The 15,452-nt window shown below is 70.0% G+C and carries 5 protein-coding genes; all 5 read left to right on the top strand.

Annotated features, from left to right (window positions below; all coding sequences use genetic code 11):
- Nucleotides 1–777: XrtB/PEP-CTERM-associated transcriptional regulator EpsA (gene epsA / locus VLG41_RS22065; protein WP_325351527.1), on the top strand; the 777-nt coding region annotated here is incomplete at its 5' end.
- A 186-nt stretch (nucleotides 778–963) separates the two neighbouring features.
- On the top strand, nucleotides 964–1,818 hold the full coding sequence (locus VLG41_RS22060; RefSeq protein ID WP_325351526.1) for a PEP-CTERM sorting domain-containing protein: 855 nt from the start codon (nucleotides 964–966) through the stop codon (nucleotides 1,816–1,818).
- Between the two features lie 43 nt (nucleotides 1,819–1,861).
- On the top strand, nucleotides 1,862–3,325 hold the full coding sequence (locus VLG41_RS22055) for a hypothetical protein (RefSeq protein WP_325351525.1): 1,464 nt from the start codon (nucleotides 1,862–1,864) through the stop codon (nucleotides 3,323–3,325).
- Nucleotides 3,326–3,508: 183 nt separating this feature from the next.
- A complete protein-coding gene (locus VLG41_RS22050; RefSeq protein WP_325351524.1) occupies nucleotides 3,509–5,029 on the top strand; it encodes a ShlB/FhaC/HecB family hemolysin secretion/activation protein in 1,521 nt (506 codons plus the stop codon).
- Between the two features lie 59 nt (nucleotides 5,030–5,088).
- Nucleotides 5,089–15,366: a filamentous haemagglutinin family protein gene (locus VLG41_RS22045; RefSeq protein WP_325351523.1), complete on the top strand. Its 10,278-nt coding sequence runs from the start codon at nucleotides 5,089–5,091 to the stop codon at nucleotides 15,364–15,366.
- Nucleotides 15,367–15,452: the final 86 nt, after the last annotated feature.

Below are 15,452 nucleotides of genomic sequence, written 5' to 3'. Positions count from 1 at the left end.
CGCCTCAAGGCGAGCGACCTCGAGCACCTGCTCATCACCATCGAGAAATCGCTGGAGGTGCAGACCCGCACGCAGTTCTACCTGTGGGCGCAGGGCGCCTTGCAGGGCTTCGTGCCGCACGAGGCGCTGTGGTGCGCCTGGGGCGACGTGGAGGCCATGCGCCTGAAGGTGCAGATGTTCGCGCGCGGCGTCATCAACCCCCGCGTGGAAAGCCAGATGACCAACCCCACCGACGGCGTGCTGCCGCGCATGGTGGACGACTGGCTGCGCGGCGGGCGCGCGCCGCGCCTGCTCAGCAGCGAAGGCGGTGAGCAGACCGGCCGGCGCCAGCTCATCGGCGACCTCAAGCGCTGCGGCTTCGACCACGTGGCCGCGCACGGCGTGCGCGAGGTGCAGGGCGACTACGGCAGCTTCTTCGTCTTCGCCGGCCTGGAGCGCCTGCCCGACCAGCGCACCGCCTACCTGCTGGAGCTGCTGATGCCGCACATGCACCTGGCGCTGCACCGCATGCGCCAGCGCGAGGCCGACGAAAGCTCCACCGACATGGCGCCGGTCACCATCCTGTCCAAGCGCGAGATCCAGGTGCTGCACTGGGTGCGCAACGGCAAGACCAACTTCGAGATCAGCCAGATCCTGGGCATCAGCCCGCCCACGGTGAAGAACCACGTGCAGAAGATCATGCGCAAGCTCAACGTCAACAACCGCGCGCAGGCGGTGGGCAAGAGCGCCACGCTGCGGCTGGTGACGCACACCGACCTGCAGGAAGTCGCACGCTGATCGATCACGTGTCATCAAGCACCATCTGAAAGAACTATTGGCGCCGCGGAACCAGCGCGGCGCGTCGCAACCTTCGGTTCCTAAAGTCCTCCTCGTTCAACGAAGAAGCCATCACACACAGCGGCTTTGGAGTTGGCACCGGCAAGAAGTTCCCTCCACTTCCTCACCCTCAGGACAGGACCCGACATGAAACTGAAACTGATCGCGGCCGCGGCCGCCCTGGCTGCCGCTGGCTCCGCTGGCGCTGCTGTGACCCTCCCCTCCACCGGCAACAGCGACATGGTCGCCAACTTCTTCAGCACCGCCAGCAACTCCACGATCTCGTTCGACCTGGGCATCTCGATGCTCGACTTCACCAACGCCGTCGGCGGCTCGGCCACCGGCATCAAGCTGGTGTGGGACCTCGACGCCGGCACCTTCCAGGACCTCAGCGCTGCCGCCACCGGTCTGGTGAGCCAGGCCATCAACTACGGCAACCTCTTCAACGAGTTCCTGGCCGAAGGCTCGCTGGACAGCCTCAAGTTCGACGTGAAGGCCGGTGACCGCAACCCCACCTTCAACCCCGCCGCAGGCACCAACAATCTGCTGACCACCAGTGCTGCTCCCTCGGTGACCTCGCAGAACGCGGCCTTGTTCAACGCGCTGAACGTGCTGGGCACGTCCTTCGGCTTCATGAACGGCGACGCCACGGGTTCCACCCATGGCGCGGCCACCGCTGGCGCCAACAAGTACAACGACGGCGACATTGCCGCCCAGTACGCCTTCCTGACGCGCGATGGCGAGAACCTGAAGAACCTGCCGTTCCAGACCACGGGTTCCGTCTCCAACCCGCTGAACATGTTCCTGCTGGCCAACAGCAGCTCGGCCGCCGCTGGCGCCGCCGTCGTGACCGCCCTCAGCGGCCTGTGGACCTTCGACGCGCTGACCAACCAGCTGATCTACGCGACCGCCCCGGTGCCCGAGCCCGAGGCCTTCGCGATGTTGCTGGCAGGCCTGGGCCTGATGGGCGCGATCGCCCGCCGCCGCCGCTCGCAGGCCTGATGCCGCGCGCGATCGTCTGATCCCCATTTCCTGGAGTCCATCCATGCAACTCAAGCACATCGCTGCCGTCGCCGCCATCGCGGCAGCGGCCCCCGCCTTCGCCGCCACTGGCTCGCTCAACACCCTCTACGGCGTGACCGCCGCCCGCACCGTGTACGTGTCCGGTGCCTCGGCCTTGTCCGGCTCGCTGGCCGCCGCTGTCGGCGCCCTCTGCCAGGGCAGTTCCGCCAACGTGCGCACGCTCAACGTCGGTGGTTCCACCAGCGACGGCCGCGTGATCGTCTGCACCACCCAGTCGGCCGGCCCGGCCGCTGGCGTGTTCAACGGCCCCTTCGCCATCGTCAAGCGCGACACCAACGGCTCCTTCGACGGCGTGGGTCCCGTCATCAGCGGCACCACGCTGACGACCTGGGCCGACGTGAACAACTGCGACAACGTGGCCCTCAACTGCGCACGCGACACCACCACGGCCCGCGTGCCCAACGGCGGCCTGTCCGACGTGGAAACCGCCATCTGGCGCGGCCTGAACAACACCGGCACGCTGTCCCAGCCTGTGCCGGTGCCCACCGGCATCACGCTGGAAAGCGGCTTCGCCGGCCAGGGCTTCGGCGTGATGGTCAGCGAAGAGCTGTACAAGGCCATGCAGACGGTTCAGAAGGCCGATGGCCGCCTGGCCGGCACCTGCGTCGTGGGCGACTACACGCCCGGCGCCTGCCAGCCCAGCATCGCCAAGAGCGAGTACGCGGCCATCGTGCGCGGTGACTCCTTCTCCTACGTGGCGAACGCGTCCCTGACCGGCAAAAACCCCTCCACCGACGCGCCAGACGTCATCAACCTGTGCCGCCGCGTCGAGACCTCGGGCACCCAGGCCAGCTCCAACGCCTACTTCCTGAACAACCCCTGCGGCAACGCGGACCCGACCTTCGGTGCCGTGCAGCCCAAGTTCGTGGACTTCGCCACCAGCGGCTCCGCCGTCGCATTCTCCAGCGGCGCTGGCGACAACGTGACCGGCAACTACGACGACTTCGGCGGCGCCTTCGGCCTGTTCGAGGGCTCGGGTACCGGTGACGCGCGCAACTGCGTGATCCGCCGCAACAACGGCAACAACCCCAACAACGTGAACGACTCGCTGGGCAAGTTCGCCATCGGCTGGATCTCGCTGGAGAACGCGCCCGCCGCCGGCTGGAAGTACATCAAGCTCGACGGCGTTTCCCCCAATGCCTACCAGACCGCTGGTGGCTGGGTGGTGGACAACGACCAGCGCCGCAACGTGGTGCTGGGCCGCTACGACGCCGCGCCCGAGTTCGAAATGATCTATCCCACGGCCAGCTCGTTCGCCGGTTTCTTCACCGCCCTGAAGACCGCGTTCTCGACGCCCGCGGTGCTCAACACCCGTGGCATCTACATCGCCCCCGCCGGCAGCAACACCCACAACCTGTTCCCCACGCAAGTGGCCAAGGGCATCCGTGGCGGCAACTTCTGCGCCCCGCAGAACCTGACCGAGTGATCGTCGCCACCGTCTGAAGGATCGGGTCCCGCTCGACCGGGACCCGGTTCCCACCGGTGATTTCCTTCCAGCCATCTGCCGGCAGCGGCAGATGGTCTTTGCCTTGTGTGGGGCTGTTTGTTCATGCCTGCCTTTGCCCGAATGGCCCGCCTCGCGCGGCCGCGTCTCGCGTGCTTGCTGTTGATGCTGTCCTGGCCCGCTGCCGCCCAGGACGCGCGTTTCAACGTTTTCGAGTTCCGCGTCGAAGGCGCCACGCTGCTGCCCGCGCAGACCATCGAGCGCGCGGTCTACGCGCATATGGGCGAGCACAAGACCCTGGCCGACGTGGAGAAGGCGCGCGAAGCGCTGGAGAAGGCCTACCACGGTGCCGGCTACCTCACCGTGCTGGTGAGCATCCCCCAGCAGCGCGTGGACGAGGGCGCGGTTCGCCTGCAGGTGACCGAGGCGCCGGTGGATCGCTTGCGCGTCACCGAATCGCGCTTCTACAGCCCCGAGGACATCAAGGCCGCCGCGCCCTCGCTGGCCGAGGGCGAGGTGCCCAACTTCCAGGACATGCAGAGCGAGCTCACCGCGCTCAACCGCAGTCCCGACCGGCGCATCACGCCCGTGCTGCGCCCCGGCAAGACGCCGGGTACGGTGGAGGTGGACCTGAAGGTGCAGGACCGCTTCCCCTTCCACGGCAGCGTGGAACTCAACGACCGTTACAGCCCTGACACGTCACGGACACGCGCCAGCGCCAGCCTGCGCTGGGACAACCTCTGGGGCCGCCAGCACAGCATCGGCCTGACCGTGCAGACCGCGCCCGAGGAGCCCGACGAAAGCCAGGTGTTCTCGCTCAACTACACCTGGCCACTCAGCGGTGGAGGCTTCCTGGCCGTGTACGGCATCCGTTCCGATTCGGACGTCTCGGCGGTGGGCACGCTCAACGTGCTGGGCCGCGGCACCATCCTGGGCGCGCGCTACATCCGCCCGCTGCCGGGCAGCGACAGCTTCTTTCACAGCGCCAGCTTCGGCATCGACCACAAGGACTTCGACCAGTCCGTCAAGCTCATCGGCAGCGGCGGCTTCAACACGCCGATCGCCTACACGCCGTTCACCATCGGCTGGGACGGGACCTGGCTCGCGCAGCAGCGCACCACGCGCGCGGGCGTGTCCTTCAACTTCCACATGAGTGGCCTGGGTGCGAGCGAGCAGGAGTTCGCCGATAAGCGCTACCGCGGCAAGCCGTCCTACGTCTACCTGCGTGGCAACGTGTCGCAGGAGCGCAGCTTCGAGAACGGCTGGGGCCTGAACTGGCGTGGCGCCTGGCAGCTCTCGGGCCAGCCACTGATCTCCAACGAGCAGTTCGCCATCGGCGGCGCGGACACGGTGCGCGGCTACTTCGAATCGGCGGCGCTGGGCGAAGAGGGCTATGCGCTCAGCCTGGAGGCCAGCACGCCCAGTTTCCACCAACGCCTGGGCTCGTTGGCCGATCACTTCAACGAACTGCGCGCGCTCGCCTTCATCGACGCCGGCCAGGTGCGCGTCATCGACCCCATCACCGAGACCGACCGCTTCCGCCTCTCGAGCGTGGGCCTGGGCCTGCGTGCGCGCGGCGCCCACGGCCTGCAGGCCGGCCTGTGGTGGGCCTACCCGCTCAAGGCCGTCGGCAACACCGCGCGCGGCGACCACCGATTGCACTTCAGCCTGGCCTACGAGTGGTGAGCCCTGGTTGAGCGAGCCACTGACATTGGAATCTGACCCCATTTAGGGAGAGCACCGCGATGAACAGCCAACGTTACCGACTCGTCTTCAGCCGGCACCTGGGCACGCTGGTGGCCGTGGCCGAGTGCGCGCGGGCGCAAGGCAAGGCCGCCAGCGGCGCGCGTGGCGCGGTGGCGCTGGCCGGCGCGCTGCTGTTGGCCGCGCCGGCCTGGGCGCAGAAGCTGCCCGTGCCCAGCGCGGGCGGGGGCATACCCAACTTCGTGACGGCGGGCCAGGCCACCTACCAGGCCATGGGCCACCAGGCCTTCGTGAACCAGGTGGGCAACAAGGCCATCCTGAACTGGCAGAGCTTCAACGTGGGCGCGGGCCACAGCGTGCAGTTCCGCCAGGTGCACGACCTCAACAACAACCAGCTCGTGCAGGGCGCCAACTTCACCACGCTCAACCGCATCTGGGACATCAACCCCAGCGTGATCGCGGGCGCCATTTCGCAGGCGGATGGCCAGAAGGCCAACATCATCATGGTCAACACCAACGGCATCGCCTTCCTGGGCGGTTCGCAGGTGAACCTGAACAGCTTCACGGCCAGTTCGCTCAATATCGCGGACCGCTTCATCACCGAGTCCTTCGTGCCGGGCGACAACGTCGCGCAGTTCCAGGGCGATACCGGCTTCATCAAGGTCTTCCCGGGGGCGCAGATCAGCGCGGGCAACTTCGGGCGCGTGATGCTGCTGGCGCCCACCGTGGTGAACCGCGGGACGGTCACCGCGCCGGACGGACAGATCGTCGCGGCCGCGGCCAGCAAGGTCTACCTGACCAGCGCCGACGCCAGCAGCGACGTGCGTGGCCTGCTGGTGGAGATCGACACGCCCGCCGCGGCCAACGGCCTGGACGTGGCCAACACCAGCGTGAAGGATGGCGTGTTGGACGGGCAGGCCGTGGCGCTCATCAACGCCGCCGACGACAAGCTGGGCGCGGTGAGCAACTTCGGCACGCTGAGCACGCCGCGTGGCAACGTCACCATGATCGGCCTGTCGGTCAACCAATCGGGCATCGCGCACGCCACCACCTCGGTGGTGGCCAATGGCTCCATCTACCTCACCGCCGCCGACCGCGCGATCGACGCCAACGGCACGCGGCTGGCGGCCGGTGCGCAGCGGGGCGGTCGCGTCACGCTGGGTGCCGGGAGCCTGACCACGGTGGAACCCGAAAAGGACAGCAAGGTCACCTCCACCGACAACCCCGGCAAGGGCGGCAGCGGGCTGGACCGCCGCTCGGTCATCGATGTGATCGGTCAGGACATCCGCATGGCCGGCGGCGCCGCCATCGTGGCGCGCTCGGGCGAGGTGTCGATGACCGCGCTGGACGCGCCGGGTTCGCTGAATTCCGGTTCGTCGATCTACAACGGCGGCGCACCGGCGTCCAGCACGGCCCGGGTCCACATCGCCGACGGGGCGCGCATCGACGTGTCGGGCCTGGACGATGTCGAGGTCGACGTCGGGCGAAATTCGGTGGAGGTGGAACTGCGCGGCGACGAACTCAAGGACTCGCCGATCAACCGCAACGGTCCTCTGCGCGGCCAGAAGGCCTACCTGGACGTGACGCGCGCGCTGGCCAACGCCGCGGCGGGCCTGCCCACGCTGATTGCCCAGGACAGCCTGCAGGCCTATGCGGCGCGGCTGGAACGCACGGTCGCCGAGCGCTCCACCACGGGCGGCAGCATCCAGATCCACAGCCAGGGCCAGGCCATCGTCGAGAGCGGCGCGGTGCTCGACGTCTCCGGCGGCAAGGTCACGCACACGCCGGGCATCGTCAGGACCACCTTGCTGCACAGCCGGGGCAAGCTCACCGACCTGGCCGACGCGCGGGCCGACGTGGCCTATGGCGGCATCGCCAACCGCTACGTGGTGAACCATGAGCGCTGGAACAAGCAGGACAACATCGAGTTGCCCACCAGCTACCGCTACGACCCGGGTTACGTGGAAGGCAAGGCCGCTGGCGGCGTATCGGTCTTCGGCATGAAGGCCACGGTGATGCAGGGGCAGGTGATCGGCCGCACCACCACGGGCACGCTGCAGGCCGCCGCGGGCGCGCGCCCGGCGGGAGCCACGCTGACCTTGGGGTACGACGACACCCTGGCCAATCGCAACGTGGCCGAACTCGCGCTGCGCACGCGCGATTTCAAGCTCAACCAGTCGGTGGTGATCGGCCAGGGGCCGGGCGGCTTGTCCGGCGACTTCGGCTTCGGTGACGAACTGCCCGAGGAGCAGGCCGAGACCTTGCACCTGGACAGCGACTTGCTGGGCGACGGCAAAGTGGCGAACCTGCGCGTGTTCAGCAACCAGGCGATCGAAGTGCGCGATGCCCTGCGTGCAACAACCGGTGGTTCAGTGCAGCTCACGGGTTCGTCGATCGACGTGCGCGCGGACATCACCGCGCGCGGTGGTGCGGTGGACTTGCTGGCGCGCAACACCGCGGGCACGGTGCCCGCGAGCGTTGGCGATCCGATACCCGATCCGCAACTGCGTGTGCGCGATGGGGTCCGCATCGACACCTCGGGCGTGTTTGCCAACGCCCGGCGCGGCGTGGCGGGGGACCGCCAGGCGCAGGCGCGCATCGACGGCGGCAGCATCCGCCTGCGCGCGGAAAGCCAGGCGAATGGCACGGAGCTGGCTTCCCGGGGCGAGGTTCTGTTGGGCCAGGGTGCGCGGCTGGACGCCAGCGCCGGCGCGGCGGTGCGGGCCGATGGTTCGCTGGCGCAGGGCGATGGCGGTGCGATCGAGATCGCCGGCCACACCGTGCAGGGACTTGCGGGCGACACGGCCCAGGCCTATGGCGCGGAGCAGGGAGGCTCGCTGACGCTGGGCAGCCACCACATCCAGGTGGGTGGTGAAGCGCCCGCCACGGCCGGTACCTTGCATGTCGATCCCGCGCTGCTGTCGCGCGGCGGCTTCCAGTCGATCGAGCTGGCCGCGCTCGGACGGGTTGAAGTGGCGGCCGGCACCACCGTGGCGCCGCGCCTGCAGAACCGCGTGCTGGACCCTTCCGCCACGACGCGCCCGAGCGGTTCGTCGCTCGCCGACATGTCCATCGTGCAGACCTTGGCCAACGAACAGCGCCAGGCGGTGGACCTCACGCTCTCGGCGGGACAGGGCGAACTTGGCGTGGGCACCGTGGTGCTGGGGGCGGGAAGCCGCATCGAGGCCGATCCGGGTGCCACCGTCACGATGGAGGCCCGCGACGCCATCCTCATCGATGGCACGGTGCGCGCGCAGGGCGGACGCATCGTGGCCACGTTGGACCGCAGCTCAGGGCAAGTCAACACGCCGACCAACGTCAACCCGATCTTCATCGGATCGCAGGCCGAACTCGATGTCTCCGGCACCTTCGTTCCGTACACCGACGCCAGTGGTTCGCGCCTGGCGCGCCGCTTCGATGGCGGGACGATCGAACTGAACGCGCAGACCGGCTACGTGATCACCCAGCAAGGTTCGACGCTGAACGTGTCCGGTGCCGCGCCGCGGACCCTGGACCTGCCCACTGCGTCGGGCGGCCTCGGCCGCACGCTGGGCACCGACGCGGGCACCGTGCGCATCCACGCCGAAGAGGGCGCGATTCTCGATGGCCGCCTGCTGGCCAAGGGAGGCAGCGACAGCGACCGCGCCGGGACCTTCGAATTCACGCTCAGCGAGTACGTGCAGCAACCCACGGGCAGCCCACCGCAGCCACCCATCACTCTGCGGCTGGACCAACAGGTGGGGCCACAGGCCGGCGGGCTCACGCCCGGGTCGGCTGTGCCCAACGGCGACAGCACGCGCGCGACGCTCAGTGCCCAGGCGCTGGAGGACGCGGGCTTCGACCGGATCCGGCTGAGCAGCCGCGACGGCATCACCCTGGGCGATGGCCTGCAACTGGGCGCGGGACGCGAGCGGCCCCTTCGCGAGGTGACGCTCGACGCCGCGCGCATCCGCACCGGGGACGGCGACGCCCGCCTGGCCGCGGAAACGGTGCGCCTGGGCAATCACGACGCCGCGCGTGTGGCCGCGGCTGGCACCGCCAGCACGGCGGGCAGCCTGCGCGTGGACGCGGGCCAGATCGAAGTCGCCGGCAAGCTGCAGCTGGAAGGCATGGCCTCAGCGCAACTGAACGCGCGCGAATCGATCGTCCTTGCGGGCTTGAGCAACGGCACGGCGCGTCCCGTGGGCGAGTTGTCGAGCACCGGTGACCTGAGCCTTCAGGCGTCGGTCGTCTCGCCCTCGACCTACAGCGACTTCACCATCAATGCGCCGGGCCGGACGGTGCGTTTCGAGGCCGGCGAGCAGCCGGCGAGCCAGCCCCTGTCGGCGCAGGGCAGGCTCACCGTCAAGGCGCGGGACATCGAGCAGGCCGGCACCGTGTGGGCTCCCCTGGGACAGATCGACTTGCAGGCCACCGGCGCGCTGACGCTCGAGAACGGCAGCCTGACCTCGGTGGCGGCGGCGCCCGGCTCGGTGATCCCCTTCGGCAAGTTGCTCAACGGCCGCGACTGGGTCTATGACGTGGACAGCGGCAACGTGCCGGGCGGCCAACTGGCCATCGACGAACTCGAAGGCAAGGCGATCCGCACCAGCGGCGCCACGGTGGACCAGCGCCAGGGCGCCCGCGTCGATCTCTCGGGCGGTGGCGACCTGCAGGCCTACGAGGTCACGGTGGGCCCGGGTGGCTCCAGCGACATCCTGGCCGCGCCGGACACCTACGCCATCCTGCCCGGGTACCAGGGCGGTACGGCCCCCCTCGACGCACAGGAGGGACAGTCCTTCGACCGCGCCGCGGGCGAAGCGGTCTACCTCTCGGGCGTGCCCGGTCTGCCCGATGGGGTCTACACGCTGTTGCCGGCGCACTATGCGCTGCTGCCGGGCGCTTATGCGGTCAAGCTCGGCGCCCAGGCCGGCGCCGTCGTGCCGGGGCAGGGCCATACGCGGCAGGACGGCATACGCGTCGCCGCGGGCTACCTCACCGACACGCGCGGCCAGGCCACGCGCTCGTCCGAGTGGCAAGGCATCCAGGTGCTGAGCGGTGAACAGGTGCGCGAGCGCACCGAGTTCACGCTGGCGCGTGCCGCCGCATTCTTCGACGCGGGGGCGCGCCCGCAGGACGCGGGCCTGCTGTCGGTGGCCGCCAGCCAGGCCGGGGCCCAATCGATCCAGTTGAACGCGCAAGTCCTCAACCGCGCGGCCAGTGGTGGCCGCGGCGCGGCGCTTGACATCGCGGCCCCCGAGCTGGTGATCGTGGGGGCCAGGCACGAGACCTCGTCCACGGGCGCGACCGCCGTGGCGGCCGAACGCCTGAACGAACTGGGTTTCCAGAGCCTGCTGATCGGCGGCACACGCACCGAGGGCGCCGATGGCGATGCGGTGCAGACCCGCGCAGAGCGCGTGACCGTGGCCCACAGCGGGGCGCACGCGCTGAAGGCGGGCGAGGTCATGCTGAGCGCGCGCGACACCCTGAGCCTGGAGGATGGCAGCCGCATCGAGGCACAAGGGGCTTCCGGCGACCGCGGCACGGTGCGGGTGGATGGCAACGGCGCCTTCCTGCGCGCGGCATCAACCACCGCGCGTTTCGAGCGCACCGGGGCACCGGATGGCAGCACCGGCACGCTGCAAGGGGCGCCGGTCGTGGCAGCGGCGCCGGGCGTGCAAGCGAAGGCGGGCGCGGTCGTCACGGCGTCGTCGTCGGTGGTGCTGGACGCGACCCGGGACAACGCCTTCGAGGGCGACGTCGCCTTCGAGCGCGATGGCGCCGCCGTGGCCGGAAACCTCACGGTGGGGGCTTCCCGCTTCCACTTCGGCGCCGCGCCGGACGGTGCGACCGGCATCACCTATGGCCAGGACGATCTGGACGCCTTCTCGGGGCTGGCCTCGCTCACCCTGTCGAGCTACAGCAGCTTCGATTTCCATGGCAACGTCCATGTGGGCCAGAAGGATGCCGCGGGCCAAGCCATGCTGGGCTCGCTCACGCTGCAGGGCGGCGGGCTCAACGGGGCCGGTGCGGCGGGCGATCAGGCCACCCTGCGCGCGGACACGCTCACGCTGAGCAACCCCTCGAAAGCAACGGCCAGCGCCGCCTCGGGCGAGGGGAGGCTTCGCATCGAGGCCACCCGACTGAATCTGGGCAATGGCGACATGGTGGTGGACGGGTTCACCGGCGTGGACGTGCGAGCCGACGAGGTCGTGGCGCTGGCCGGCACGGGCAGGTTCAGTGCGAACGCGCCGCTGAACGTGGCCACGGCGCGCGTCGGCGGCGCGGCGGGCAGCCAACTGACGCTGCAAAGCCAGGGCGCCATGCAGCTCACGCACATCGAGCCGTCCAAGGCGCTGGCCAATGCCACGGCCCTGGGTGGCCGCGTGGCACTGGAGGCCACGTCGGTGCACTTCGACACCACCGCGACACTGCCCTCGGGCCGCTTCTCGGCGTCGGCCCGCTCGGGCGACGTGACCCTGGGCGCCAATGCGCGCGTGGACGTGGCGGGGCGCAGCGTGGCCTTGCTCGACGCGACGCAGGTGACCCACGCGGGCGAGGTGGTGCTCAATGCGCAGGCCGGCCATGTGGACGTGCAGGCCGGCGCGCGCATCGATCTCTCGGCCCCGGCGGGCGGCAACGGCGGCAGCCTGCAACTCACTGCCGCCGCGGGCACGGTGTCGCTGGCCAGCGGCAGTGTGGTGGCCGGCACCCGCGCGGCCGGCGATGTCGCGCCCCAGGGGGCGAGCGTTCAGATCGATGCCGGCGCGGTCGACAACTTCTCCGCGCTCAACGCCGTGCTCGAAGCGGCGGGCGCGCACGGCGCGCGCGCCGTGCGTGCGCGAACGGGCGACCTCACGGTGGCGCAGGGCGACACCGTGCGCGCTGGCGCCATCGCGCTGGTCGCCGACGCCGGCAAGGTTGAGGTGAACGGCCACCTCGACGCCTCGGGCGAGAAGGCCGGCACCATCGACGTGCACGCGGGCCAGAACCTCAACGTCGGCGGCACGGCGGTGATCGAGGCCCGCGCGAGCGCGGCTGGCGAGGAGGGTGGCCGGGTGCTGATCGGCTCGCGCGACGGGCAGATCGCGGTGGCCTCGGGCAGCCGCATCGACGTGGCGGGTGGCCAGGGGGGCGCCGGTGGCACGCTGCAGTTGCGCGCGCGGCGCACCGGGGGCGGCGCCGGCAGCGGTGTGGCGGTGAGCGAGCTGGCGGGCACGGTGGCCAACGCCAGCGCCATCAACATCGAGGCCGTGAAGGTCTACCAAGGCCACACGCTGCAGGCCACGGGCACGGGCAACGGCAGCACCGTCTCGTTGAGCGACATCAACGCCGACAACACCGCGTTCGCCGCCTCGCACGGCACCATCCAATCGGATCTGAACCTGACGGGCGATGCGCGCGTGCACGTGCTCAGCGGCGTGGAGGTGCGCTCAACCGGCGACCTCACGGTCGGCAGCGACATCAACCTCAACCCCAGCAAGGCCGGCGGCGAGGCGGGGGTATTGACGCTGCGCGCGAACGGCAGCGTCAATGTCAACAACCATCTCTCGGATGGCTTCAGTCAGGCCGCGCCCACCATCGGCGCACAACTGCAGTCGAGCCCGTCGTGGTCCTACCGCATCGTCGCAGGCGCGGACGCGGGTGCGGCCGATCCGCTGCAGGTCCGCCAGGGGGCCGAGGCGGACGTCACGGTGGCGGCCGGCAAGGTGGTGCGCACAGGCACGGGCCATATCGACGTGCGCGCCGCCAGGGACATCAAGCTGGCCAGCAACACCAGCGTGATCTACACGGCCGGCCGGGTGGCCGACGCCTTGCCCGGTTTCGTGGCGCCGCCCTCAACGCTGCAGCCGACCTTCGCGCAGGATGGTGGCGACGTGAGCCTGCGGGCGGGCAACAACATCGACGCGCAAGCTTCGACGCAGCTGTTCTCCGACTGGCTGTTCCGCGTGGGATCGGGCAACGCGGGCACCGGCAACTACAACCAGGCGCCGGCCTGGTGGGTGCGCTTCGACCAGTTCCGGCAAGGCGTGGGCGCCCTGGGCGGCGGAGACGTCCAGGTGCACGCGGGCGGCTCGATCAAGAACCTGTCGGTGTCGGTGCCCACCCAAGGCCGGGTGCTTGGCGCCCATCCGGGCACGGCGGCCGCCACGGTCACCGGCGGGGGCGATATCACGGTCACGGCCGCAGGGGACGTGCTCGGTGGCAGTTGGCTCGCGGGGAAAGGGCAGCTCGACGTGCGGGCGGGGGGAACGATCGGCGTCGGTGACCGTGGCTTGGCGCCCGTGGTGGCGCTGGGCGATGCCCTGGCGCGGCTGGAGGCTGGCGGCGACGTGGTGATCGAGAACATCGTGAACCCGCAGTTGCTGCCACAGAGCGCGCTGAACCTGACCACCATTCCGTTCCCGGTCAATCGGCCGATGCGCAGCGCGTTCTCGACTTATGGGAACGACAGTGGCGTGACCGCCCGTTCCCTTGGCGGCGACGTGCGCGTCGTGGAAGCGATGGAGACGCTGCAGAACGCATTCGCCGCCTTGTTCACGGGCAACGAATGGACCAACGACGCCCGCAAGGACCTGGTGTACCTGCTGCCGCCGCGTCTGGCGGCCATCGCGCTGCAGGGATCCGTGGCATTCGGCACCAACACGCGCAACGTCACGCTCGCTCCGTCTTCGCAAGGACAGCTCGAGTTGCTGGCGGCCGACTCGGTGACGATCAACAGCATGGTTTCGCTCAGCGACCAGGCCGCCAGTGCCATTCCCACGGTGCTGCGGCCCGCGAACGCGTTCTTGACGTCCACGAGTCCGCTCGATCTTCGCCCGGTGGTGTTCAACCCGGACAGGCCCACGGTGCACGACCACGCGTCCACGCCGGTGCATGGCGCCAACGCCACGCCCGCGCTGATCATCGCGCGCGATGGCGACGTTGCCGGCTACTACAACGCCGCGCAGCAGGACCTGTACGGGGGTGTCAGCAGTTCCAAGCCGCTGCTGGTGAAGGCCGGCCGCGACGTGAAGGACCTGACGGTGCTGATACAGCACAGCGACGCCGCGCAGACCTCGCGCGTCGAGGCCGGGCGCGACGTGGCCTACTCAGGCAACCAGCGTCGCGACCTGTCGCGCATCGCCATCGGCGGCCCGGGCGCGCTGGAGGTCACCGCCGGCCGCGACCTCTCGCTGGGCACCTCGCGCGGCATCAGCAGCCGGGGCAACCTGGACAACGCCAACCTGCCCGAAGCCGGTGCCGACCTGCGCCTGAGCGCCGGCGTGGGTGCCCAGGGCCTGAACCTGGAGCGGGCCGTCGAGCGCCTCCTGGCCGCGTTGCAGTCGGGCAGCGTGGACGACAGCACCTTGTGGCAGGCGCGCTGGCTCACAGGCAAGCCCTCGCTCGATGCCGCCGACGCTCTGGAGGCCGTGCGAACCGTGGCCGCGGCGGACGTGGCGCAGCAACGCCGCCAGGTGCGCGAGATGCTGTTCGCCGCCTTGCGCCAGACCGGGCGCGACCGCAACGACCCCGACAGCCCGTACGCGGGCAGCTACGACCGGGGCTACGCGGCGCTCGAACTGGTGTTCCCGGGCATCGGCGACGCGGAGCAGACGCTCTACCAGGGCGGCATCGACATGTTCGCCAGCCGCGTCAAGACCGAGCGTGGCGGCAACATCGACGTGATGGTGCCCGGCGGAGGCTTGGTGGTGGGCCTGGCCAATACGCCGCAGGCCCTGCTGGACGTGGGCAGCGACGTGCTGGGCATGGTGGTGGCGGGCTCCGGTGATCTGCGCGGCTTCACGCGCGACGACATTCTGGTGAACCAGTCCCGCATGCTCACCCTGGGCGCAGGCGACGTGATGCTGTGGTCCAGCGAAGGCGACATCGACGCGGGCCGTGGCAAGAAGACGGCCTCCGCCGTGCCGCCACCGGTGGTGTCCACCGACGGCCAGGGCAACGTGACCCTGGTGCTGCAAGGCGCGGTGTCGGGCTCGGGCATCGGTGCGCTCAAGAACGCCGCCGGCCTGGCCGGTGACGTCGACCTGATCGCCCCCAAGGGCACGGTGAATGCCGGCGACGCCGGCATCCGCGCGGGCAACCTCAACATCGCCGCGCAGGTGGTGCTGGGCGCCGACAACATCTCAGTGAGCGGCACCAGCACCGGCACGCCGGTGGCCGACACCAGCGCCGTCACCGCGGCGTCCTCGGGCGCCACCAGCGGCGGCAATGACGCCTCCAGCGTGGTCGAGTCCCTCAACCAGGCCGCCGCCGAGTCCGCCAAAGCCGCGCAGGAACTCGCCAGTTCGCTGCGCCCCTCCGTCGTCCGCGTCGAGGTGCTCGGCTACGGCGAATGAGCGTGGGCACACCCGGTCGGGCCTGAATAGTCCGATCGGGTGATGCCTTCGTTCTGACACAAGCCCGCCGCCGTCCCTTCGTACCT

Origin of the sequence: Hydrogenophaga sp. (assembly GCF_035481345.1) — a bacterium.
Lineage (GTDB): Bacteria > Pseudomonadota > Gammaproteobacteria > Burkholderiales > Burkholderiaceae_C > Hydrogenophaga.
The sequence above is the reverse complement of the archived record's forward strand: the minus strand, read 5'-3'. Positions and strand labels throughout refer to the sequence as shown.